The sequence below is a fragment of the Variovorax sp. genome, from assembly GCF_035634955.1.
Taxonomy (GTDB): domain Bacteria; phylum Pseudomonadota; class Gammaproteobacteria; order Burkholderiales; family Burkholderiaceae_C; genus Variovorax.
In genome coordinates, this window is record NZ_DASQBZ010000003.1 from 20,405 (window position 1) to 42,233 (window position 21,829).

Here is a 21,829-nt window from a genome sequence, read left to right on the forward strand (position 1 = left end):
ATTGTGCCGGCGCGTCGCCCGCGCGTAGGCGGCGGCGCACACGCCGTCGCGTCGCATGGCGGGTGGGCCGCCGGCGCGCTGCGCCTACCATGGCGGTGCATGACGACCGCGCCGATCCCCGATAGCGAAGCGGGCCCTCGCGGGCATGCGCCGCAGCGCGGGCGGGCGCGTGCGGACGACCTGGTCATCGCACGTCCCGAAGGGCTCTATTGCCCGCCCGGCGACTTCTACATCGACCCGTGGCAACCGGTCGAGAGGGCGGTCGTCACCCATGGCCATTCGGACCACGCGCGGCAGGGCCATGGCCACTATCTCGCCCACGAGGCCAGCGCAGGCGTCCTGCGGACTCGCCTCGGCGCCGGCATCCGGCTCGACACGCTCGCCTATGGCGAGGGGGTAGAGCACAACGGGGTGCGCATCTCGCTGCATCCGGCCGGCCACGTCCTGGGCTCGGCGCAGGTGCGCCTTGCGCACGGCGGCCAGGTGTGGGTGGCTTCGGGCGACTACAAGACCGAGCCGGACGGCACCTGCGACCCGTTCGAGCCGGTGCGCTGCGACTGCTTCATCACCGAATCCACTTTCGGCCTGCCGATCTATCGCTGGCCGGGGCAGGCGGAGCTGTTCGCGCAGATCAATGGCTGGTGGCAGCGCAACGCGCAGGAGGGGCGGGCCAGCGTGCTGTTCTGCTACGCCTTCGGCAAGGCGCAGCGCATCCTGCACGGCGTGGACGCGGGCATCGGCCCGATCGTCGTGCACGGCGCCATCGAGCCGCTCAACGCCGTCTATCGCGAGGCCGGCGTCGCCCTGCCGGCCACGGCGCGCGTCACCGATCCGGGCATCGACGCCGCGACGCTGCGCCGCGCGCTGGTGCTGGCGCCGCCTTCGGCGCAGGGCTCGCCATGGCTGCGTCGCTTCGGCAGCGGCCGGTCGGACGCCTTCGCCAGCGGCTGGATGCTGCTGCGCGGCACACGCCGCCGGCGCGGCGTCGACCGCGGCTTCGTCATGAGCGACCATGCCGACTGGCCCGGCCTGCAGCAGGCGATCGCGGCCACGGGCGCGCAGCGCGTGCGGGTCACGCACGGCAGCGTGGACGTGATGGTCCGATGGTTGTGCGAACTGGGACTGGATGCGCAGGGGTTTCGCACCGAGTACGGCGACGAGGACGACGCCGCGCCGGCCCAGGAGGGCGAAGCCTCGTCGGCACCGCCGTCCGCATCATGAAGGCCTTCGCCGCGCTCTATCGCGACCTGGACGCCAGCACCTCCAGCCTGGCCAAGCAGGCGGCGCTGCAGCGCTACCTGCGGGAGGCCCCGCCGCGGGACGCGGCGTGGGCGGTCTACTTCCTGGCGGGTGGCAAGCCGCGCCAGCTGGTGCCCTCGAAGCTGCTGCGCCTGCTGGCGCAGGAGGCTGCCGGCCTGCCGCAGTGGCTGTTCGACGAAAGCTACGAGGCCGTGGGCGACCTGGCGGAAACCATCGCGCTGCTGTTGCCGCCGCCGGACGACGCGCATGACCTGGGCCTGGCCGACTGGGTCGAACAGCACCTCCTGGCGCTGCGCGGCCTGCCGCCGGCCGACCTCACGGACCGCCTGCGCTCGCAATGGCGCCAGCTCGCGCCCGAGGAGCGGCTGGTCTACTTCAAGCTCATCACCGGCGCCTTCCGCGTCGGCGTCTCCCGGCTGGCGGTGACCCAGGCGCTGGCGGCCGTCGGCGGTGTGCCCGCGACGGTGGTCGCGCAGCGCCTGATGGGCTACACGCACCCGGGTGCCCGCCCCGACCCCGGCGCCTATGGCGCGCTCATCGCCGCGCATGACCCGCAGGCCGCGGAAAGCCTGCGCGGCGGCCAGCCGTATCCCTTCTTCCTGGCCCATCCGCTGGCCTCGCCGGTCGACCAGTTCGACGCGCTGCTGGGCCCGACAGGTGACTGGCTCGCCGAGTGGAAGTGGGACGGCATCCGGGCGCAGTTGGTGCGGCGCGCCGGCCAGAGCTGGCTCTGGTCGCGCGGCGAGGAGCTGATCACCGAACGCTTTCCGGAGCTCGCGCAACTGGGCGAGGCGCTGCCCGAGGGCACCGTCATCGACGGCGAGATCGTGGTCTGGCGCGAAGGCCGGGTGCAGCCCTTCGCCGAGCTGCAGAAGCGCATCGGCCGCAAGACGCTGGGCGCGCGCCTTCTGCGCGAGACGCCGGCCGCACTGATCGCCTACGACCTGCTCGAATCCGACGGGCGGGACATGCGCGCGCAGCCCTTTGTCGAACGGCGCGCGCTGCTCGAGTCGCTGGTGGCGCAGCTGCAGCACCCGACGTTGATCGCCAGTCCGCTGCTGGATGCGCAGGACTGGGCCGGGCTGGGCCGCACGCGCGAAGAGGCCCGCGCCCGAGGCGTCGAGGGCCTCATGCTCAAGCAGCGCCAATCGGCCTATGGCGTCGGCCGCACGCGCGAGGCCGGAACCTGGTGGAAATGGAAGATCGATCCGATGAGCGTCGACGCCGTGCTCATCTACGCCCAGCGCGGTCACGGGCGGCGTGCCAGCCTCTACAGCGACTACACCTTCGCCGTCTGGGACGGGCCGCCCGAGGCCGCGCAGCGCCAGCTCGTGCCCTTTGCCAAGGCCTACTCGGGCCTGTCGGACGCGGAGATGGCGCAGGTCGACGCCCGCATCCGCCGCAGCACGGTCGAAAGCTTCGGTCCGGTGCGCAGCGTCACGCCCACGATGGTCTTCGAGCTGGGGTTCGAGGGCATCTCGCGCAGTGCCCGCCACAAGAGCGGCATCGCGGTGCGGTTTCCGCGCATGCTGCGCTGGCGCCAGGACAAGCCGGTGGCAGAGGCCGACACGCTGCAGACGCTGGCTGCATTGCTGCCGCCATGAGCATGACCGGCGCCCGCAGGCTGCAGTCGTGGTTCGCTGCGCGCGGCTGGAAGCCCTTCGCGTTCCAGCGCACCGTGTGGCAGGCCATCGCGCAAGGCCGCTCGGGGCTGCTGCATGCCACCACCGGCGCCGGCAAGACCTACGCGGTCTGGCTCGGCGCGCTGCTCGCACTGGCCGGCACGTCCAAGGGCACGCCGCGCGAAGACGCGGCCGCGCCGCTCACCGTGCTGTGGATCACGCCGATGCGCGCCCTGGCCGCCGACACCCTGCGCGCCCTGCAGCGGCCGCTGCCCGACCTTGCGCCCCATTGGCGGGCCGGGGCGCGCAGCGGCGACACCGGGTCGGCTGAGCGCAGCGCGCAGGACAAGCGGCTGCCCAGCGTGCTGGTGACCACGCCCGAGAGCCTGTCGCTGCTGCTGGCCCGGGCAGACGCGCGCGAGCGCCTCGGCCGCGTGCGGCTGGTGGTGGTCGACGAATGGCACGAGCTGATGGGCAACAAGCGCGGCGTCCAGGTGCAGCTGGCGCTGGCGCGGCTGCGGCAGTGGCAGGCGCAGCTGATGGTCTGGGGCATGTCGGCCACGCTGGGCAATCTGCCCGAGGCGATGCACGCGCTGCTTGGCGACACCGACGGCGTGCTGGTGCAGGGCGAGACGGCCAAGAAGCTCGTGATCGACACCCTGCTGCCGCCGCGCGCCGAGCGCTTTCCCTGGGGCGGCCACCTGGGCCTGACCATGTTGCAGCAGGTGATCGGCGAGCTGGAGGCCAGCGGCAGCACGCTGGTGTTCACCAACACCCGCTCTCAGGCCGAGATCTGGTATTCGGCGCTGATCGAGGCGCGGCCGGACTGGGCCGGCCTGGTGGCGCTGCATCACGGTTCGCTCGACCGCGCCGTGCGCGACTGGGTCGAGCTGGCGCTCAAGGACGGGCGCCTGCGCGCGGTGGTCTGCACCTCCAGCCTGGACCTGGGCGTGGACTTTCTGCCGGTCGAGCGCGTGCTGCAGATCGGCTCTGCCAAAGGCGTGGCCCGCCTGCTGCAGCGCGCCGGCCGCTCCGGACATGCGCCGGGTCGACCGTCTCGCATCACGCTGGTGCCGACGCACAGCCTGGAGATCGCCGAAGGTGCTGCCGCGCGTGCGGCGGTGGCTGCCGGCCACATCGAGGCCAGGCCGAGCCCGCAGCAGCCGCTCGACGTGCTGGTGCAGCACCTGGTGACGGTGGCCCTGGGCGGCGGGTTCGAGCCCGAGGCGCTGTACCGCGAGGTGCGAGGCACCGCCGCGTATGCGCAGCTGTCGCGCCAGGCCTGGCAGTGGTGCCTGGATTTCGTCTCGCAGGGCGGGCCGTCCCTGGCGGCCTATCCCGACTATCACCGCGTGGTGCCGGACGAGCAGGGCATCTGGCGCGTGCCGGACGCACGGCTGGCGCGCCGCCACCGGGCGAACATCGGCACTATCGTCAGCGACGCCAGCATCTCGGTGCAGTATCTCTCCGGCGGGCGCATCGGCAGCGTGGAGGAAAGCTTCGTCGCGCGGCTCAAGCCCGGCGACTGCTTCCTGTTCGGCGGCCGCCTGCTGGAGCTGGTGCGCATCCACGACATGACGGCGCTGGTGCGCCGGGCGCAAGGAAAGCGTCCCGCGGTCCCGCGCTGGGGTGGCGGGCGCATGGCACTGACCAGCACGCTCGGCGACGCCATGCTCGAACAGATGGCGCTGGCCGCGCAGGGCCGCTGGGAATCCCCGGAAATGCGCAGCCTGCAGCCGCTGCTCGAACTGCAGCAGCGCTGGTCGGCGCTGCCCACGCCCACGCAGTTGCTCGCCGAGACGCTGCGCACCCGCGAGGGCTGGCACCTGTTCGTCTATCCCTTCGCCGGCCGACCGGTGCACCTGGGCCTGGCCAACCTGCTGGCGTGGCGCATGGCGCAGCAGGCGCCGCGCACCTTTTCACTGGCCTTCAACGACTACGGTTTCGAGTTGCTGTGCGCCCAGGAGGTGGACTGGGCCGCGCTGCTGCCGCAGGCGCTGCGCCAGGGCGACGAGCAGGCATTGCTCGGCGAAGTGCTGGCCAGCCTCAATGCGAGCGAGCTGACGCGCCGGCGCTTTCGCGAGATCGCCCGCGTCTCGGGGCTGGTGTTCCAGTCCTATCCCGGCGAACGGCGCAGCAACCGGCAGCTGCAGGCCTCGTCGTCGCTCTTCTACGAGGTGTTCCGCAAGTACGACGCCGGCAACCTGCTGCTCGACCAGGCGCAGCGCGAGTTGCTGGCGCAAGAGCTGGAGATCGGCCGCCTCGGCGAGAGCCTGGCGCGCATGAACGCACGCCGGCTGCAACTGGTGCCCCTGGAGCGGGCCACGCCTTTTTCCTTCCCGTTGATGGTCGAGCTGTTCCGCGAGCAGCTGTCGAACGAGCGGCTGGCCGACCGCATCGCCCGCATGGTGGCGCAACTCGAGAAAGCCGCGGGCGGTCCGATGCAGGCGTCGGACAGCGCGGCCGTGAAAGCCACGCTGGTGTTCGGCGCCGATCCGGCACACTGACGGGCGATGAGTGCCCAAGACGTCCTGGACCGAAGCGGCGATTGCCTGGTCGACTGGGCCGGCGAGCGCCTGCACCTGTTGGCCGAGCGGGCCTTGTGGTGGCCGCGCGGGCGCACGCTGTTCGTCGCCGACCTGCACCTGGGCAAGGCCGCGAGCTTTCGCGCTCTGGGGCAACCGGTGCCGCGCGGCACCACAGCCGGCAACCTGCACCGGCTCGACCGTCTGATCGACGGCCTCGGCGCGCAGCGGCTGGTGCTGCTCGGCGACTTCCTGCACGCGGCGCAGGCTCGCACGCCTGCGCTGCTGTCGGCCCTGCGCGGCTGGCGCGCCCGCCACGCCGGACTGGAATGCACGCTGGTGCGCGGCAATCACGACAGCCATGCCGGCGACCCACCGGCCGAACTCGATATCGCCATCGTCGAAGAGCCGTGGCTGCTCGGCCCCTTCGCGTGTTGCCACCATCCGCAGACGCATGGCACGCACTTCGTGCTGGCCGGCCACCTGCATCCGGCCTGCAGCCTGCATGGCCGTGCCCACGATCGGGTACGCCTGGCGTGCTTCGTGCGCGAGGAGCGCCTGGCCGTGCTGCCGGCCTTCGGCGAGTTCACCGGCGGCCTCCATGTGCAGGGCGGGCCCGGGCGGCGACTCTATGCGGTGGGTGGCGACGCGGTCTGGGCGTTGCCCGCGCCGGCGGCCTGAGCCCAACCGGGCCGGTCAGATCACCACCGGCGCGTCCGGCAGCTCGTTGCTGTCGACTTCGCCCGGCGCCAGCGGAAAGTGCTCCACCAGCAGCGCAGACACCTCGGACAGCGCCTGCGTCAGTCCGTCCTCGAAGCGGCTTTCGCGGAAGGCCGCGCCCATGCGGCGCGTCATGTCGGCCCATTGGCCGGCGCTCACCCTGGAGGCGATACCGCGGTCGGCCACGATCTCGATCGCATGCTCGGCCAGCAGCAGGTAGATCAGCACGCCGTTGTTGTGCTCGGTGTCCCACACGCGCAGCTTGCCGAACTGGGCGATGGCGCGCTCGCGCGCGGTCGCGCCGCGCCACAGGTACGAGAAGGGCAGGCCGGCTTCGATGCAGATGCGCACCTCGCCGGTGTGACGGCGCTCGCTCGCGCCGACGCGCTGCTCCAGGCGTTCGAGCAGCGCGTCGGGCAGCACGCGGCGGACGTCGGCAGCGTCGGTCCACCGGTGCCGCCACAGGCGGCCGAGCTTGCCGAGAAAACCGCTTGGCTGTTGCATGGCTACCAATCCCCCGAGGCGCCGCCGCCACCAAAGTCGCCGCCGCCGCCCGAGCCGAAACCGCCCCCGCCGCCAAAGCCGCCGCCACCGAAGCCACCGCCGAGTCCGCCGCCCAGGCCGCCGCCGAAGCCGCCGCCGCGCCGGTAGCCGGCATTGCGTCCGAGCGTGGGCACGCCGACGAAGGCGCTGGACATCAGCGTGAACAACAGCGCCACCACGCCCGCCGCCACGGCCAGCAGCACGCTCGTGCCGACCAGCCATGCAATGGCGCCAGCGCCCGCGCCGGTCGCCAGCGCGCCCAGCTTGTTGCCCAGGATCTGGCGCAGCACCCGGCCCACCACCAGCACGCCGAAGAACAGGAAGATGGCCAGCTGGCCGAAGTCGAAGCCGCGCTCGGCGGGCTGCCCGTTCCAGTGCTCGACCGGCGGCAGCGCCTCGCCGCGGATGAGCGCGTCCAGCTGCCCCACCGCCGCCTCGAGGCCGCCGGCAAAGTCGTTCCGGCGGAAGTGCGGCTTCATGCCGTCGTCGATGATGCGCGCGGCCATCAGGTCGGGAATGGCGCCCTCGAGCGTCTTGGCCACCTCGATGCGCATGCGCCGGTCGTTCTTGGCGACGATGACGAGCACGCCGTCGCCGACGTTCTTGCGGCCGATCTTCCAGGTATTGGCCACGCGGTTGGCGTAGCTGGCAATGTCCTCCGGCGCGGTGGTGGGCACCATCAGCACCACGACCTGCGAGCCCTTGTCGGATTCGAGCGCCGCCAGTTTGGTCTCGAGCGCCTGCTTCTGCGCCGGCTGCAGCGTGCCTGTCTGGTCGATCACGCGGGCATCGAGCGCGGGCACCGGCAGCACCGCCTGCGCCGCGGCCGGCGCGCAGGCCAGCAGCCACAGCACGAGGCCGGCGAACGCCACGAGCAGGGCGCGCAAGGGCGCGGAGCCTGTGGCGGCGCGGCGGGTCGGCGGCGGAACCTGCGCCATCACCGGGCTGTCGGGGCGCGAAGACAACCGGCTACTTCTTGGGCGCGCCGAAGTCGACCGTCGGCGGCTTGGAGATCTCGGCTTCGTTCTGCACCGTGAAGTTGGGCTTGGGGTCGTAGCTGAACACCTTGGCCGTCAGGTTGGTCGGGAAGCTGCGCGCGAGCACGTTGTATTCCTGCACCGTCTGGATGTAGCGGTTGCGCGCCACGGTGATGCGGTTCTCGGTGCCCTCGAGCGTGACGCGCAGGTCGCGGAACGCCTGGTTGGCCTGCAGTTCGGGATAGCGTTCGGACACCGCCATCAGCCGCGACAGCGCGCCGGACAGTTCGCCCTGGGCCTGCTGGAAGCGGTTGAAGGCCTCGGGGTTGTTGATCGTCTCCGGCGTGACCTGGATCGACGTGGCCTTGGCGCGCGCCTCGACCACGCGGGTGAGCGTCTCCTGCTCGAAGTTGGCCTGGCCCTTGACCGTCGCCACGATGTTGGGCACCAGGTCGGCACGGCGTTGGTACTGGTTGAGAACCTCGCTCCAGGCGGACTTCGTCGCTTCGTCGAGCCGCTGGAAGTCGTTGTAGCCGCACCCGGTCAGGGTGACGGCCGACAGGCCCAGTGCGATCGTCATCAGCCAGCGCTTCAGCAATGCCATTTGTATGTGCTCCCGTTGCAGTGAAGGACGCAGACGGTAGCATAGAACGCATGCCGCTCGACCCTCTCCACGCGCTGCAGGCGGCACAGCGGCCGGTGGCCGCGCCGCACCGGCCGGACGGCGCCGGCGGCCGCCTGCTCATCGCCGGCGCGACCGGCGCGCTGGGCAACGAACTGGTGCGCCGGCTGGCCGGACGCCACCGCTTCGAACACACCCTGGTGCTGGTGCGCGAGCCGGTGCAGGATGGCCTGCGCGGGCTGGATTCGGTCCGGGTGCCGCCCGGCTTTCCCGACGACGACGCCGGGCTGGCGCAGGTGCGAGCCGACGTCGCCCTGGTGAGCTTCGATCCGCCGCGCCTGTACCACGACCGCGAACGCGCGCTGTGGACGCCGCTTCCCGCGCAGTTGCCATCCCTCGCGCGCCGGCTGCGCGAAGCCGGCGTGCGGACGCTGGTCGTCGTGCAGCCGCACGACCAGGGCCGCCTGCCCGAGGCGCTCAAGCGCGGCCTGGCCAGCCTGGACGAACAGGCCGTGGCCTCGCTCGGCTTCGAGCGCCTGGTGCTGGTGCGCACCGCCCGCAAGCCCGGCGCGGTCGTCCACGCCAGTGCGGCGCAGCGGCTGGCCCACTGGATGATCTCCATCGCGCGCTACATGCTGCCCTCGAGCGAGCAGCCGGTGCGCGCTGCCGGCGTGGCGCACTTCGTCGACCTGGCGCTTCGCCTGGCGCCGCCGGGCACACACGTGGCGGCCCCCGAGTGCGTCTGGCGGGCCGCGCAGGGCGGGCGCATGGAGCAGGTCGTGCGCGACTGGCTGGCGCTGCCCAGCACCGGCTGAAGGCGCGGCAGAATCGGGGGATGGCCAAGTCCCGACAACGTGTGGAAGACAGCGGCGGCGCCGATGAGCTCGAGGCCGCCTTCTACGAGGCGCTGCAGCGCGGCGACGTCGATGCGCTCATGGCCTGCTGGGCCGACGACGACGAGATCTTCTGCGTGCATCCGGGCGGTCCGCGCCTGGTGGGCGCCGCCGCCATCCGTGCCGCCTTCGAGCAGATGTTCGGCAATGGCGCCATCCATGCCACGCCCGGGCGCGTGCGCAAGGTCGAGACGCTGGGCAGCGCGGTCCACAACGTGCTCGAGCGCATCGAGGTGCTGACCGCCGAAGGCCCGCGCCACGCATTCGTGCTGGCGACCAACATCTACCACCGCACGGCCCTGGGCTGGCGCATGGTGGCGCACCACGCCAGCCCGGGCGTTCCGCACGAGCCGGTCGAGGCGCACGACCCGCCGCAGATGCTGCATTGAGGGGCGGTCGTTCGGCATGACGGGCTTCGATTACGTTTCCCCCGCGTGGTTGCCGGGCGGCAACCTGCAGACCATCTGGGCGGCGCTGGTCTCGGGCCGGCCGCGAGGCGGGCCCATGGCGTATCGGCGCGAGCGCTGGAACACGCCGGACGGCGACTTCATCGACGTCGATTTCCGCGATGCGGCCGGCGCCCGGCCCGGCCGCCCGCTGCTGGTGCTGTTCCACGGCCTGGAAGGCTCGTCGCAGAGCCACTATGCACGCGCCTTCGCGGACTTCGCGCAGGCACGAGGCATGGACTACGCCGTGCCGCACTTTCGCGGCTGCAGCGGCGAGATGAACCTCGCCCCCCGGGCCTACCACTCGGGCGACTACGAAGAGATCGGCTGGATCCTGCAGCGCCTGCGCGCGCGGCACGCCGCGGCCGGCGGCGGCGTGATGTTCGCGGTCGGCGTCTCGCTCGGCGGCAACGCCCTGCTGCGCTGGGCCGAGGAGTCCGGCCGCAGCGCGGGGCAGACGGTCGCCGCGCTGGCCTCAGTCAGCGCGCCGCTCGACCTGGCAGCAGGCGGGGCGGCGATCGGGCGCGGCTTCAACCGCCTGTCGTATACGCGCATGTTCCTTCAGACCATGAAGCCCAAGGCGCTGGCCAAGCTGCAGCAGCATCCCGGCCTGTTCGACCGCGAGGCCCTGCTGGCGGCGCCCGACCTGTACGCCTTCGACAACATCTTCACCGCCCCGCTGCACGGGTTTCGCGACACCGACGACTACTGGACGCGTGGTTCGGCCAAACCGCATCTCGCGGCCATCCGGGTGCCGTCGCTGGTGCTCAACGCGCGCAACGACCCCTTCGTGCCTGCCGCGAGCCTGCCGCGGCAGGCGGACGTGGGGCCGCTGGTGACGCTGTGGCAGCCCGAGCATGGCGGCCACGTGGGTTTTGCCGCCGGCCCGCCGCCGGGCCACGTGGCGGCCATGCCCGAGGCCGTCGGCAACTGGCTGGCCCAGGCCGGCGGGTGAACTGAAGGCGGCCGACGGGCGGCGGCGAGCCCGTCCTGCGCCCGCACCGTGGCGGGCGGCGCAAAATGCCCGCATGGATGACATCGTCAAGCAGGCCCTCGCCAAGTGGCCCAACGTTCCCCATTGCTTCGGCTGGCTGGCCCTGGACGCCCGCGGCAACTGGTACCTGCGCGACGACGCGGCCCAGGCTGCCGGGCCGTTCCCGCAGTCCCGCGGATCGAGGCTCGAGCACGAGAAGCTCGTGGCGTTCATCGGCCGCAACTACGCGCATGACGAGGCCGGCCAGTGGTTCTTCCAGAACGGTCCGCAGCGCGTCTATGTCGAACTGGAAGCCACGCCCCTGATCGGCCGCCTGTCGGCCCAAGGCGAGCTGACCGCCCACACCGGCGCGGCGCTGTCCGCCCAGGCCTTCCTGGTGGACGAGGACGGCAAGGTGTACCTGGCCACCGACGCGGGGCTGGCGCTGGTCCACACGCTGGACGTGCCGACGGCGGCCGAACTGATCGAGCAGGGGCGCTGGACGCCGGAGACGGTCCGTGCGATGGATCTGCCGGCGCGCTTCGGCTTCGTGAAAAGCCCAGTGGCGGCGCGGCCCGCCACGCCTGGCTGATCGCCGAGCGCGCCATGAAAAAAGCCGGCCACTGGCCGGCTTTGTCGTTTGCCGCAAGCCACCCGGGCCGCGGTGCCGGAGAGGCTGCTTATTGCTTGGCCGGTGCCTCGGCGGGCGCGGGCGCGGCGGCAGCAGCAGCAGGCGCCGCGTCCGCGGGCTTGGCGCCGTCGGCCGGCGCGCCGGCGGCCGGACGGTCGGGCACGGGGAAGGTGGCACCGCCCGCGTTGGCCATGTAGACCACGGCGCGGCCGATTTCCAGGTCTTCGAAGTCGCCGCCGCCTTGGGCAGGCATGGCGCCCTTGCCCTTGAGGGCATGCTCTAGCAGCGTGGGGTAACCCTGGCCGATGCGCGGCGCCCAGGCGGCCTTGTCGTTCAGGTGCGGCGCGCCGGGAATGCCGGGGGCGCCGTGGCAGGTGATGCACTGGCCCTTGAACACGGCCTCGCCCGTGGCGAGGGGGCGGTTGGCGTCGCGCACTTCGATCGAGCCCACGCGCTGCAGGCGCAGCGCGGTTTCCTTGTCGCGGCTTTGCTGCGACACGCCGTACAGGTCCATGCCTTCGCCGGTGGCGGAGCCGGACGGCTTGTAGCCCGACACCACATACGACACCAGGCCGACGATGATCAGGATCGGCGCCACGAACGAAAAGAACACGGCCAGCAGAAGCTGCTTGGGGCTCTTGATCGGGCCAGTGTGGGCTTCTTCGGAGTGCGCGGCGTCGCTCATGGAGTCCTCAAGTGTCGTGGGGCTGCAAAAGGGGGACTTTTCAAATCAACCGGGGATTATAGAAGAGACCCCATGCGTGCCCGCCCGGCGGCGGCGCCCCCTGATGGGCCCGCACCACAGGGCAGGGAAGCCCCGTCTTTTCAGCCGTCAGCGGCTTGTCCAGCCTCCGCCCAGCGCCTTGTAGAGCAGGACCTGGCTTTGCAGCTGGTCCAGGCGCGTCTGCGTGGCCGCCAGCTGCGCGGTGAACAGCGAGCGCTGCGCGTCCTGCAGGTCCAGCGCATTGGCCACGCCGTTGCGATAGCGCAGCACCGACAGGCGGAAGCGCTTCTCCTCGGCATCGGCCTGGGCGCGCAGGGCGCGCAGCTGTTCGCTCAGCGTGGCGCGCGCCGCCAGTGCGTCGGCCACCTCGCGGAACGCCGACTGCACCGACTTCTCGTACTGCGCCACCGCGATGTCGCGGTTGGCCCAGGCGGTGTCCAGCGTCGCGCGGTTGCGGCCGGCGTCGAAGATCGGCAGCACCAGCGATGGCGCGAACGACCAGGCCTTGGAGCCGCTTTCGAACAGGCCGGACAACTCGTTGCTCGCCGTGCCGTAGTTGGCGGTGAGCGTGATGCGCGGGAAGAAGTTGGCCCGCGCCGCGCCGATGTTGGCGTTGGCCGCCAGCAGTTGCTGTTCGGCCGTGCGCACGTCGGGCCGGTTGGCCAGCAGGTCGGACGGCAGGCCGGCCGGCACGTCCGGCATGGGCTGGACGCTGGCCAGGGCATTGGTGCCGACCTTGACCGCTTCGGGCGGCACCGGCGCGCCGAGCAGCAGGGCGAGGGCGTTCTCGTCCTGCATGCGCACGCGCTGCTGTTGCGCGTACGTGGCGCGCGCGCCTTCGGCCAGCGACTCGGCCAGGCGCATGTCGATCTCGGAGATCACGCCGTTGTCGAAGCGCAGCTTCGACAACTTCAGGCCTTCCTCGCGCGTGGCCAGGGTCTGGCGCGTGATGTCGAGCGATTCCTCGTCCGCGATGAGCGCCAGCCAGCCGTTGGCGACCGCCGCGATCAGGCTGGTCTGCACCGTCTTGCGCGTCTCCTCGGTGGCCAGGTACTGCGCGAGCGCCGCGTCCTTGAGGCTCTCGATGCGGCCGAAGAAGTCCAGCTCCCAGGCCGAGATGCCGACGTTGACGTAGTCGCTCTCGCCGACGCCGCCGACGAACGGCATGGGCCGCTGGCGCGTGCCGCCGGCGTTGAGCGACAGGTTGGGGGCCTGCGCCGAGCGCGTGATGCGGAACTGCGCCTGCGCGACCTCGATGTTCTTGATCGCCACGCGCAGGTCGCGGTTGTTGTCCAGCGCGGTGCGGATCAGGCCGGCCAGGCGCGGATCGGTGAAGAAGTCCTGCCAGGCGATGTCGACTGCCGCCGTCGTGCCGGCCGCCGGTGCCCGCGCGGCTGCGCCGTCGACCGGCGTGGCCGGAAACGCTGCGGGCACCGGCGCGGCCGGGCGCTCGTAGGTAGGCGCCATCGAGCAGCCGGCCAGCACCAGTGCGGCCGCCAGCGCGGCGAGGCGCGAGGGGATGAAGTTGTTCATGTCAGCCATGCGATTCCTCGATGCCCGCGGCTTCCGCGTGGCGGCGGTCGGCCTCGCGCTGGCGCGCGCTGCCCTTGAACAGCGAGCGCACCACCACGAAGAACACCGGAACAAAAAAGACAGCCAGGCCGGTGCCGGTCAGCATGCCGCCCAGCACGCCGGTGCCGATGGCGCGCTGGCTGGCCGAGCCCGCGCCGGAGGCGAGCACCAGCGGCAGCACGCCCAGGCCGAAGGCCAGCGACGTCATCACGATCGGACGGAACCGCAGGTGTGCGGCGGCCAGCGCCGATTCGACGACGCCGCGGCCCTGCGCCTGCAGGTCCTTGGCGAACTCGATGATCAGGATCGCGTTCTTGGCCGACAGGCCGATGATCGTGATCAGCCCCACCTGGAAGTACACGTCGTTCGAATAGGCGCGCAGCAGCGTCGCCAGCAGCACGCCGAGCACCCCCAGCGGCACCACCAGGATCACCGCCAGCGGGATCGACCAGCTCTCGTACAGGGCGGCCAGGCACAGGAACACCGCCAGGATCGAGAAGGCGTACAGGATGGTGGCCTGCGAGCCGGCGAGCTTTTCCTCGCGCGACTGGCCGGTCCATTCGTAGCCGAAGCCCGCCGGCAGCTTGGCCGCCAGCGCTTCCATCTCGGCCATGGCGGCGCCGGTGCTGTAGCCCGGCGCTGCGTCGCCGCTGATGCGCATCGACGGGTAGCCGTTGTAGCGCACCGTCTGCGTCGCGCCATTGGCCCACTGCGTGGTGGCGAACGCCGACAGCGGGACCGGCTCGCCCTTGCTGTTGCTGGCGTTGATCTTGAGCAAGTCTTCCGGCTGCATGCGCGCCGGCGCGTCGGCCTGGACCACCACCCGCTGCATGCGGCCACGGTTCGGGAAGTCGTTGACGTACGACGAGCCCAGCGAGGTCGACAGCGCGGAGTTGATCGCGTCGAAGCCCACGCCCAGGGCGTTGGCCTTGTCGCGGTCGATGACGATCTGCAACTGCGGCGCGTCTTCCAGGCCGTCCGGGCGCACCTGGCTCAGCACCTTGCTCTGGGAGGCCATGCCCAGCATCTGGTTGCGCGCGTTGACGAGCGCCTCGTGCCCGGCGCCGGAGCGATCCTGCAGGCGGAAGCTGAAGCCGCTCGAGTTGCCCAGCTCGGGAATGGGCGGCGGGCTGAGCGGGTAGATGAAGGCGTCACGGATGCGCGACAGCGCGCCGAACGCGCGGCCCGCCAGCGCCGAGGCCGAGTGCTGCGGATCCTTGCGCTCGTCCCAGTCCTTGAGCGTCACGAAGGCCAGGCCCGCGTTCTGCCCCTGGCCGGAGAAGCTGAAGCCCATTACGGCCACCATGCTCTGCACTTCGGGCTGCTTGAGGATGTAGCCCTCGACCTGCTCCATCACCGCCAGCGTGCGCTCCTGCGTCGCACCGGGCGGCAGCTGCACGTTCACGATGATGTTGCCCTGGTCTTCCTGCGGCAGGAAGGAGCTCGGGATGCGCTGGTAGACGAGCACCAGCGCCGCCACGATGGCCGCGTAGATGATCAGGTAGCGCGCGGCGCGGCGCAGGATGCGCGAGACGAGGCCCTCATACCCCTTGGCCGTGCGCGAGAAGCCGCGGTTGAACCAGCCGAAGAAGCCGCGCTTCTCGTGATGGTGCCCGGCTTCCACCGGCTTGAGCAGCGTGGCGCACAGCGCCGGCGTGAGCGACAGGGCCATGAACGCCGAGAAGCAGATCGACGCCACCATCACCGCCGAGAACTGGCGGTAGATGTTGCCGGTGGAGCCGGCGAAGAAGGCCAGCGGCACGAACACCGAGACCAGCACCACCGTCACGCCGATGATGGCGCCGGAGATCTGCTGCATGGCCTTGCGCGTGGCCTGCAAGGGCGGCAGCCCTTCCTCGCTCATGATGCGCTCGACGTTCTCGACCACCACGATGGCGTCGTCCACCACGATGCCGATCACCAGCACCATGCCGAACATGGTCAGCACGTTGATCGAGAAGCCCAGCGCCAGCAGCGTGCCGAAGGTGCCCAGCAGCGCCACCGGCACCACGATGGTCGGGATGATCGTGTAGCGCCAGTTCTGCAGGAACAGGAACATCACCAGGAACACCAGCACCACTGCCTCGAACAGCGTCTCGGCCACCTGCTTGATGGAGATGCTCACGAAGCGCGAGCTGTCGTACGGAATGGTCCACTTCACGCCCTGGGGGAAGAACTGGGACAGCGAATCCATCTTCGCGCGCACCGCCTTGGCCGCGTCGAGCGCGTTGCCGCTGGGCGCGAGCTGGACGCCGATGCCCACCGCCGGCTTGCCGTTCAGGCGTGCGGAGGTGGCGTAGGTCTGGCCGCCGATCTCGATGCGCGCCACGTCCTTGAGGCGCACCGTCGAGCCGTCCGGATTGGCGCGCAGGACGATGTTGCCGAACTGCTCCACGTTGCCCAGCTGGCCGGTCACCGTGACCGTGGCCGAGATGCCCTGGCCCGCGACGTTGGGCAGGTCGCCGATGGTGCCCGAGGCCACCTGCGCGTTCTGGGCGCGGATGGCGGCCACCACGTCGGCCGACGACAGCTTGTAGCCCTGCAGCTTGGCCGGATCGATCCAGATGCGCATGGCCGCCTCGCTGCCGAACAGCTGCGCCTGGCCGATGCCGGGCAGCCGCTGCAGCTCGGGCACCACGTTGCGCGCCGCGTAGTCGCCCAGCGCCGTGGTGTCGACGTCGGGGTTGTCCGACGACAGCATCGTGAACAGCAGGAAGTTGGTGCGCGACTTGTCGACGCGCACGCCCTGCTGCGTGACCACCTGCGGCAGTCGCGGCGTGGCGCGCGACAGGCGGTTCTGCACATCCACCTGCGCGAGGTCGGCATTGGTGCCGGGCGCGAAGCTGATGGTGATCTGCCCGGTGCCGTCGGCCTGCGCCACCGACTCCATGTAGATCATCCCCTGCGCGCCGTTCATCTCGCGCTCGATCACGGCCAGCACGCTGTCTTCCAGCGTCTGGGCCGAGGCGCCCGGGTAGGCCGCGTTGATCACGATCGATGGCGGCGCCACCGGCGGGTACTGTGCGATGGGCAGCTGCGTGATCGCCACGCCGCCGACCACCATGATGAACAAGGCGATCACCCACGCGAAGATGGGGCGATCGATAAAGAACTTGGCCATGCGGGAAGGCTCCCTTTATTGCTTCGGGGCCGCCGCCGGCGCCTTGGCGGGCGCGGCGTCGGCAGGCTTGGCGGCGGCAGCAGCCGGGGCAGGGGCGGCCGGCGCTTCGGCGGTCTGGGGCGCGGGCGGCGTCCACGGCACGGGCTTGACCGGCGTGCCGGGCGGCATCATCTGCAGCTTCTGGAAGCCGTCGACCATCACCTTCTCGCCGGCCTTCAGGCCGTCGAGCACCACCCAGCGGTTGTCCTGGCCGGCGCTGATCTTGACCTTGCGCACGCTGACCTTGCCGTCGTCGCCGACCACCTTCAGCGTGTCGCCTTCCTGCGTACGCGTGACGGCTTGCTGCGGCACGGTGATGGCGTTGGTGGCCTGCGCCTGCTCGAGCCGCACGCGCACGTACAGGCCGGGCAGCAGCACGCCGTTCGGGTTGGGCACCTCGGCGCGCAGCGTGATCTGGCCGGTAGTCGGGTCGACCGTCAGGTCCGAGAACAGCAACTTGCCCGGCAGCGCGTACGCGGTGCCGTCTTCCAGCACCACGCGCACGCTCGCGCCGGCGGCGTCGTCGGTGCGCTTGAACTGGCCGGCTTCCATGGCGCGGCGCAGCTTCAGCACCTCGGTGGCCGACTGGGTGAAGTTGACGTACATCGGGTCGATCTGCTGGATCACCGCGAGTTCGGTCACCTCGTTCTGGCCGACCAGCGCGCCTTCGGTCACCAGCGCGCGGCCGATGCGGCCCGAAATGGGCGCGGTGACGCTGGCGTACCCCAGGTTGATGCGCGCCGTTTGCACCGCGGCGCGGGCAACACCGACGTCGGCCTCGGCCGCCTTCCAGTCGGCGACCGCCTTGGCGTATTCCTGCTTGCTCACCGCATTGGCCTCGACCAGCGGCTTGTAGCGCTCGGCCAGCGCCTTCGCCTGCACGGCGTTGGCCTCGGCTCGCGCCAGGCTGGCCTCGGCGCTCATGGCGGTCGCCTTGTACGGCGCCGAATCGATCTGGAACAGCGGCTGGCCGGCCTTCACGTCGCTGCCCTCGCGGAACAGGCGCTTTTGCAGGATGCCGGCGGCGCGGGCGCGCACCTGCGCCACGCGCGAGGCTTCGAGTCGGCCGGGCAGTTCGACCAGCAGGCCCACGTCGCCGGGCGTGGCCACCACCACGCCCACCTCGGGCGCCGGCATCTTGGGGCCACCGGCGCCGGCGGCAGCGGGTGCCTCGCCCTTGCCGCAGGCGCTGAGCAGGACCGCGATGGCCAGAGTGAGCACGCCTGCGGCCAGCCGGGTCGGGAACGGACGAGAGACATCATGCAGAAGAGGCATGGGATTCCTTCGGGAAAGGAGGCAATGACAGAAAACGGCGACAAGCGCCCCACCGCACCCGCATGCAGGTCATGCACGGGCGAACGAAGTCGGGGCGTCTCGATTTAGGTGGCTAGTATACATACATTCATGGATGTATAGTCTGACCTGTGGGGTCAATTTGGGCAGCCACGCAGCGCATACGCAACAAACGCACCAATCAAGCAAGGCAGTCGAGACATGGCACGTCGCACCAAGGAAGAGGCACTCGCCACGCGTGAGTCCCTGCTGGACGCGGCCGAACTGCTGTTCCAGTCGCAGGGGGTGTCGCGCACCACGTTGCAGCAGATCGCCCAGGCCGCGGGCGCCACCCGCGGCGCCGTGTACTGGCACTTCAAGGACAAGGCCGACCTGTTCAACGCCATGATGGACCGCGTGACGCTGCCGCTGGAGGCCGCCAACCGCGCCGGCATGCAGGCCCGCGCCGACCAGCCCCTGCTGGGCGTGCAGCAGACGCTGGACGCCGCGCTGCGCGTGATTTCTTCGGACCTGCAGGTCCGCCGCGTGTTTGACATCGCCACCCGCAAGATCGAATACACCGACGAGATGGAAGCCGTGCAGCGGCGCCACCTCGAATCGCGCCGCATGTTCCTGTCCGACCTCGAGCATGCGCTGGGCACCGCCGCGCGCCAGGCCGGCCACCGGCTGGCGCTGCCGGTCGCCACTGCCGCGCAGGGCCTGCATTCGCTGGTGGGTGGCCTCATCGAGGACTGGCTGCTCGAGCCCGAAGCCTTCGACCTGGTCGACGCCGGGCGGCGCCTGCTCATGGTGTACCTGACCGGGTTGGGCCTGGGCCCGCAATGCGCGGAACTGGCCGCTGTGCCACCGGACGGAACCAGCGGCGGCACATCGTGCGGCGCTAGGCTAAAATAGCCGGCTGCCGGACGTTCGCGCCCGGCTCACTCGCTGTATTTCAACGGATAGAATTCGGCCCTCCGAAGGCTGAGATCCAGGTTCGATTCCTGGCGGCGGGACCAATTCAAAGGCCGGAAGCTTCCACATGCCTCCGGCCTTTTTCGTTTTCTCGGGACAGCCTCATCGGCAGGCGTTCACACTGTGACGCGAGCCCGTACCCGGGCCAGCTTAGCCGGCACACACAAGCATCGCCCGCAGTTCGTCTACTGTGAGTGTTTTCGTCTTCCCTCTGTGAATTACTGCGTGGCAGTTCGGGCACAACGGAATCAGATCTATCGCGGGGTTGATGCGGCGAGGCGTCGCGTAAGTAGAAACAGGCTGTACATGGTGCACGTGAATCAGTCCGTCGGCGTATGGCCCATATCGTTCGCCGAGACTGAGGTCGCAGGCTGCGCATCGATAACCGTGGATTGCAAGTGCCTGTCGACGGTAGCGCGGATCGCGTTCGTACGTCGTTACATAGCGCAGCGTGGGATCACCTTCTTGTCCTGATTCGAAATCATCGCTAGGTAAAGCATCGGGCGGTGGAGCCTTGACGTTGTTAGCTGGGTCCGGCCTGACGTGTGCTGCGGCCGCTACTGTGTTGTAGACGGCCTCATCGATAGCTCTCACCCCATCACGCCAGTAGTTTGCGATCCGATTCGCAGGAATTCGCTCGTAGTACGCGCCTAGTGCGTCCTTCATCGCGACGGCAATGCCGAACGGCTGATAGTTTTCGATAGTCGCGAACAGGTCGCCCTTATTGCTCTGCCTATCGGCATGCACGCTACCGATCGAAGCAATGCCAAAGTAGTGAGGTTCGGCTGTAAGGCGCCTCGACGCAAAAGATGCGTTGCGCATCTTTCCCTTGTAATAAATGACTTGTGCTCCCGGCCGCAGGATCGGTTTGTAGCGCTTGGGGAAGTGATAGAGCGTGCCGGTTTCATCGGCCCATGGCGACTCGTCGTTCTCGGCAATGACTGCAAACAAAGTGTCTCCTGGATAGTGGAGACACAAAGGTTATCGAATCGTCAAACGAATTTGATGATTGCTTCTTCATTTCGCAGTTAACCGTGAAATCTGGTGACTTGGGCGATTCCCCTGGCCACCACCCGCTCCCGCCCACCCTCAAATAAACCGCCCCCGCACCCACCCAGAAGCCAGGTCGATCAACGACACCGTCACCACCAGGATGATCAGCACCGTGCAGGTCTGCGAGTATTCGAAGCTGCGGATCACTTCGAACAGCACCACGCCGATGCCGCCGGCGCCGACCATGCCGACCACCGAGGCGGAGCGCACGTTCGACTCGAACCTGTAGAGCGTGAAGCTCAGCCACAGGGGCAGCACCTGCGGCACCACGCCGTAGAGCACTTCGACCAGCTTGTGCGCGCCGGTGGCTCGGATGCCTTCGACCGGACGCGGGTCGATGGCCTCGACGGCTTCGGAGAACAGCTTGGCGAGGGTGCCGGTGGTGTGCACGGCCAGCGCGAGCACGCCGGCGAAGGGGCCGAGGCCGACGGCCACGATGAACAGCATGGCGAACACCATCTCGTTGATGGCGCGGCAGGCGTCCATCAGCCTTCGCACGGGCTGGCGGATCCACGCCGGTGCGACGTTGGATGCGCACAGCAGCCCCGCGGGCACGGCGGCCACGACGGCCAGCAGCGTGCCCCAGATGGCGATGTGGATCGTCACCACCATCTCGCGCAGGTAGATGCGCCAGTCGTGGAAGTCCGGCGGAAAGAACTCGCTCGCGTAGGTGCCGATGTTGCCGGAGTCGCGCAGCAGGTCCAGCGGGCGGATCTCGGCGCCGCGCCAGGCCCATGCCAGCAGCGCCAGCACGAGGCCCCAGGCCAGCATCTGCGGCAGGCCGGTCCGCTCGGCAGCGACGCGGGCGCGCAGCAGTTCGAGCGACGCCGCGCTGGGCGCTGGCGCGGCCATGGTGGTGCCGGCGACGGTCACAGCTTCAGGACCGCGAGCTTGGCGTCGAGCTCGGCCAGTGCCTTGGTCTTGGCGGCCGGGTCCATGTGCTCGTCGGCTGCGATCTTCGAGCGGTCCTTGAACAGCTCCAGCTGCCGGATCGGCACCAGCTGTTCGTTGCTGGACGCGCGGAAGCCGCCGTAGTTGTAGATGTTCTTGAGGATCGCCTTTTCCTCGGGGTCGGTCTTGGCGTAGTTGACGACGAAGTTCTTGAGCTTGGTCTTCACGGCCGGGTCGAGGTCATTGCGCCAGACGAACGGGTCGCTCGGGATCAGCGGGCTTTCCCACAGGATGCGCAGCTGCGCGGCCAGTTCGGGCTTGCTGGCCTTGAGCTTGTCGATTTCCTCGGTGTTGTTGGTGGCGACGTCCACCTGCCTGGCCAGCACGCCCTGGATGTTGGCGCCGTGGCTGGCGTTGCGCACGGTCTTGAAGGCGGTGCGGTAGTCCACGTTGTTTTTGGAGAACAGGTAGTACGTGGGCACCAGGAAGCCCGAGGTGGAGTTGGGGTCGCCAATGCCGAAGTTGATCGACTTGCCGTTCTTGAACACGTCGTCCAGCGTCTTGTACGGGCTGTCCTTGTGCGTGATCAGCAGCCCCTTGTAGCCGAAGGTGCCGTCGGTGTACATCACCTGGGCGAACACCTCGCCCTGTGCGCGGTCGACGGCTTCCATGGCCGACTTGTTGCCGAACCAGGCCACCTGCACCTTGTTGAAGCGCATCGCCTCGATCACGCCGGCGTAGTCGGGGGCGTAGAACGACTTGACGGTCAGGCCGGTCTTCTTCTCCATGTCGCGGAAGAACGGCTCCCAGCGCTCGCGTTGGGTCGAGGCCGAGTCGGTGGCGATCACGCCGAAGTTGATGTCCTGGGCAATGGCGCCGCCGGCGGCGAAGGCGAGCGCCAGGCAGGCGCCGAGAGTCTTGAGCTTCATCATGGTGATGTCTTCCTTGGAAAGAGAGAGAGGAAAAGGGC

General features: G+C 69.9%; 19 protein-coding genes and 1 tRNA gene. 10 read left to right on the plus strand and 10 right to left on the minus strand.

Annotated features, from left to right (window positions below):
• Positions 1–99: 99 nt before the first annotated feature.
• From VES41_RS00510 to pdeM, 4 genes are read left to right on the plus strand one after another with little or no spacing between them, the layout of a single operon-like run.
• Entirely contained in the window at positions 100–1,221 is a 1,122-nt protein-coding gene (locus tag VES41_RS00510; protein ID WP_324811616.1) for a ligase-associated DNA damage response exonuclease, read from the plus strand.
• Positions 1,218–2,864, plus strand: a complete 1,647-nt coding sequence (locus VES41_RS00515) for an ATP-dependent DNA ligase (protein ID WP_324811618.1) — start codon at positions 1,218–1,220, stop codon at positions 2,862–2,864. The genes VES41_RS00510 and VES41_RS00515 overlap by 4 nt, the downstream gene beginning before the upstream one ends.
• The gene (locus tag VES41_RS00520; RefSeq protein WP_324811620.1) at positions 2,861–5,389 is read left to right on the plus strand and encodes a ligase-associated DNA damage response DEXH box helicase; all 2,529 of its coding nucleotides are present in this window, start codon (positions 2,861–2,863) and stop codon (positions 5,387–5,389) included. Before VES41_RS00515 ends, VES41_RS00520 begins: the two co-directional genes overlap by 4 nt.
• A 6-nt stretch (positions 5,390–5,395) precedes the next feature.
• Positions 5,396–6,088 carry a ligase-associated DNA damage response endonuclease PdeM gene (gene pdeM / locus VES41_RS00525; RefSeq protein ID WP_324811622.1) on the plus strand — a complete coding sequence of 231 codons (693 nt, stop codon included), beginning with the start codon at positions 5,396–5,398 and terminating at the stop codon, positions 6,086–6,088.
• 15 nt (positions 6,089–6,103) lie between these two features.
• Here the strand turns inward: pdeM and VES41_RS00530 are convergent, their stop codons facing one another.
• The 3 genes from VES41_RS00530 to VES41_RS00540 are packed head-to-tail and all read right to left on the minus strand — an operon-like array spanning position 6,104 to position 8,251.
• Positions 6,104–6,631: a TPM domain-containing protein gene (locus tag VES41_RS00530; RefSeq protein WP_324811624.1), complete on the minus strand. Its 528-nt coding sequence runs from the start codon at positions 6,629–6,631 to the stop codon at positions 6,104–6,106.
• A gap of 2 nt (positions 6,632–6,633) precedes the next feature.
• A complete protein-coding gene (locus VES41_RS00535; RefSeq protein ID WP_414718980.1) occupies positions 6,634–7,608 on the minus strand; it encodes a TPM domain-containing protein in 975 nt (324 codons plus the stop codon).
• Between the two features lie 31 nt (positions 7,609–7,639).
• Positions 7,640–8,251 carry a LemA family protein gene (locus VES41_RS00540; RefSeq protein ID WP_324811628.1) on the minus strand — a complete coding sequence of 204 codons (612 nt, stop codon included), beginning with the start codon at positions 8,249–8,251 and terminating at the stop codon, positions 7,640–7,642.
• A gap of 50 nt (positions 8,252–8,301) precedes the next feature.
• Between VES41_RS00540 and VES41_RS00545 the strand changes: the two genes are divergently transcribed.
• The 4 genes from VES41_RS00545 (at position 8,302) to VES41_RS00560 (ending at position 11,173) form a co-directional block, all read left to right on the plus strand.
• Positions 8,302–9,084: a hypothetical protein gene (locus tag VES41_RS00545; RefSeq protein ID WP_324811630.1), complete on the plus strand. Its 783-nt coding sequence runs from the start codon at positions 8,302–8,304 to the stop codon at positions 9,082–9,084.
• A gap of 20 nt (positions 9,085–9,104) precedes the next feature.
• Positions 9,105–9,551 carry a YybH family protein gene (locus tag VES41_RS00550; protein ID WP_324811632.1) on the plus strand — a complete coding sequence of 149 codons (447 nt, stop codon included), beginning with the start codon at positions 9,105–9,107 and terminating at the stop codon, positions 9,549–9,551.
• A gap of 16 nt (positions 9,552–9,567) precedes the next feature.
• Positions 9,568–10,563 (plus strand): YheT family hydrolase, encoded by a 996-nt coding sequence (locus tag VES41_RS00555; RefSeq protein WP_324811634.1) that lies wholly within the window; start codon positions 9,568–9,570, stop codon positions 10,561–10,563.
• Positions 10,564–10,636: 73 nt separating this feature from the next.
• Entirely contained in the window at positions 10,637–11,173 is a 537-nt protein-coding gene (locus tag VES41_RS00560; protein WP_324811636.1) for a DUF2946 family protein, read from the plus strand.
• An 88-nt stretch (positions 11,174–11,261) separates the two neighbouring features.
• Here VES41_RS00560 and VES41_RS00565 read toward each other — a convergent pair whose 3' ends face one another.
• From VES41_RS00565 to VES41_RS00580, 4 genes are all read right to left on the minus strand, one after another.
• A complete protein-coding gene (locus VES41_RS00565; protein WP_324811637.1) occupies positions 11,262–11,897 on the minus strand; it encodes a c-type cytochrome in 636 nt (211 codons plus the stop codon).
• A 147-nt stretch (positions 11,898–12,044) separates the two neighbouring features.
• Complete coding sequence (locus VES41_RS00570) at positions 12,045–13,469, minus strand: efflux transporter outer membrane subunit (RefSeq protein ID WP_324811832.1); 1,425 nt, start codon at positions 13,467–13,469, stop codon at positions 12,045–12,047.
• 1 nt (position 13,470) lies between these two features.
• Positions 13,471–16,629: an efflux RND transporter permease subunit gene (locus VES41_RS00575; RefSeq protein ID WP_324811639.1), complete on the minus strand. Its 3,159-nt coding sequence runs from the start codon at positions 16,627–16,629 to the stop codon at positions 13,471–13,473.
• A gap of 15 nt (positions 16,630–16,644) precedes the next feature.
• Entirely contained in the window at positions 16,645–17,943 is a 1,299-nt protein-coding gene (locus VES41_RS00580; RefSeq protein WP_324811641.1) for an efflux RND transporter periplasmic adaptor subunit, read from the minus strand.
• A 219-nt stretch (positions 17,944–18,162) separates the two neighbouring features.
• On the opposite strand from VES41_RS00580, the gene VES41_RS00585 reads away from it, so the two are divergent.
• The gene (locus VES41_RS00585; protein WP_324811643.1) at positions 18,163–18,855 is read left to right on the plus strand and encodes a TetR family transcriptional regulator; all 693 of its coding nucleotides are present in this window, start codon (positions 18,163–18,165) and stop codon (positions 18,853–18,855) included.
• 29 nt (positions 18,856–18,884) lie between these two features.
• A tRNA-Arg gene (locus VES41_RS00590) sits at positions 18,885–18,959 on the plus strand.
• A 106-nt stretch (positions 18,960–19,065) separates the two neighbouring features.
• Here the strand turns inward: VES41_RS00590 and VES41_RS00595 are convergent.
• From VES41_RS00595 to phnD, 3 genes are all read right to left on the minus strand, one after another.
• Positions 19,066–19,866: a hypothetical protein gene (locus VES41_RS00595; protein ID WP_324811645.1), complete on the minus strand. Its 801-nt coding sequence runs from the start codon at positions 19,864–19,866 to the stop codon at positions 19,066–19,068.
• A gap of 138 nt (positions 19,867–20,004) precedes the next feature.
• Positions 20,005–20,820, minus strand: a complete 816-nt coding sequence (phnE, locus tag VES41_RS00600; protein WP_324811835.1) for a phosphonate ABC transporter, permease protein PhnE — start codon at positions 20,818–20,820, stop codon at positions 20,005–20,007.
• A gap of 17 nt (positions 20,821–20,837) precedes the next feature.
• Positions 20,838–21,788 carry a phosphonate ABC transporter substrate-binding protein gene (phnD, locus tag VES41_RS00605; protein WP_324811837.1) on the minus strand — a complete coding sequence of 317 codons (951 nt, stop codon included), beginning with the start codon at positions 21,786–21,788 and terminating at the stop codon, positions 20,838–20,840.
• Positions 21,789–21,829 lie beyond the last annotated feature (41 nt).

Excerpts from the sequence above, each read along its gene's own strand:
- VES41_RS00555 (WP_324811634.1), top strand. The coding sequence starts at position 9,568 with ATGACGGGCTTCGATTACGTTTCCCCCGCGTGGTTGCCGGGCGGCAAC.
- VES41_RS00530 (WP_324811624.1), bottom strand. The coding sequence starts at position 6,631 with ATGCAACAGCCAAGCGGTTTTCTCGGCAAGCTCGGCCGCCTGTGGCGG.
- phnE (WP_324811835.1), bottom strand. The coding sequence starts at position 20,820 with ATGGCCGCGCCAGCGCCCAGCGCGGCGTCGCTCGAACTGCTGCGCGCC.
- VES41_RS00550 (WP_324811632.1), top strand. The coding sequence starts at position 9,105 with ATGGCCAAGTCCCGACAACGTGTGGAAGACAGCGGCGGCGCCGATGAG.
- VES41_RS00585 (WP_324811643.1), top strand. The coding sequence starts at position 18,163 with ATGGCACGTCGCACCAAGGAAGAGGCACTCGCCACGCGTGAGTCCCTG.
- VES41_RS00535 (WP_414718980.1), bottom strand. The coding sequence starts at position 7,608 with ATGGCGCAGGTTCCGCCGCCGACCCGCCGCGCCGCCACAGGCTCCGCG.
- VES41_RS00570 (WP_324811832.1), bottom strand. The coding sequence starts at position 13,469 with ATGAACAACTTCATCCCCTCGCGCCTCGCCGCGCTGGCGGCCGCACTG.
- VES41_RS00575 (WP_324811639.1), bottom strand. The coding sequence starts at position 16,629 with ATGGCCAAGTTCTTTATCGATCGCCCCATCTTCGCGTGGGTGATCGCC.
- VES41_RS00510 (WP_324811616.1), top strand. The coding sequence starts at position 100 with ATGACGACCGCGCCGATCCCCGATAGCGAAGCGGGCCCTCGCGGGCAT.
- VES41_RS00520 (WP_324811620.1), top strand. The coding sequence starts at position 2,861 with ATGAGCATGACCGGCGCCCGCAGGCTGCAGTCGTGGTTCGCTGCGCGC.
- phnD (WP_324811837.1), bottom strand. The coding sequence starts at position 21,788 with ATGAAGCTCAAGACTCTCGGCGCCTGCCTGGCGCTCGCCTTCGCCGCC.
- VES41_RS00515 (WP_324811618.1), top strand. The coding sequence starts at position 1,218 with ATGAAGGCCTTCGCCGCGCTCTATCGCGACCTGGACGCCAGCACCTCC.
- VES41_RS00565 (WP_324811637.1), bottom strand. The coding sequence starts at position 11,897 with ATGAGCGACGCCGCGCACTCCGAAGAAGCCCACACTGGCCCGATCAAG.
- VES41_RS00560 (WP_324811636.1), top strand. The coding sequence starts at position 10,637 with ATGGATGACATCGTCAAGCAGGCCCTCGCCAAGTGGCCCAACGTTCCC.
- VES41_RS00580 (WP_324811641.1), bottom strand. The coding sequence starts at position 17,943 with ATGCCTCTTCTGCATGATGTCTCTCGTCCGTTCCCGACCCGGCTGGCC.
- pdeM (WP_324811622.1), top strand. The coding sequence starts at position 5,396 with ATGAGTGCCCAAGACGTCCTGGACCGAAGCGGCGATTGCCTGGTCGAC.
- VES41_RS00540 (WP_324811628.1), bottom strand. The coding sequence starts at position 8,251 with ATGGCATTGCTGAAGCGCTGGCTGATGACGATCGCACTGGGCCTGTCG.
- VES41_RS00545 (WP_324811630.1), top strand. The coding sequence starts at position 8,302 with ATGCCGCTCGACCCTCTCCACGCGCTGCAGGCGGCACAGCGGCCGGTG.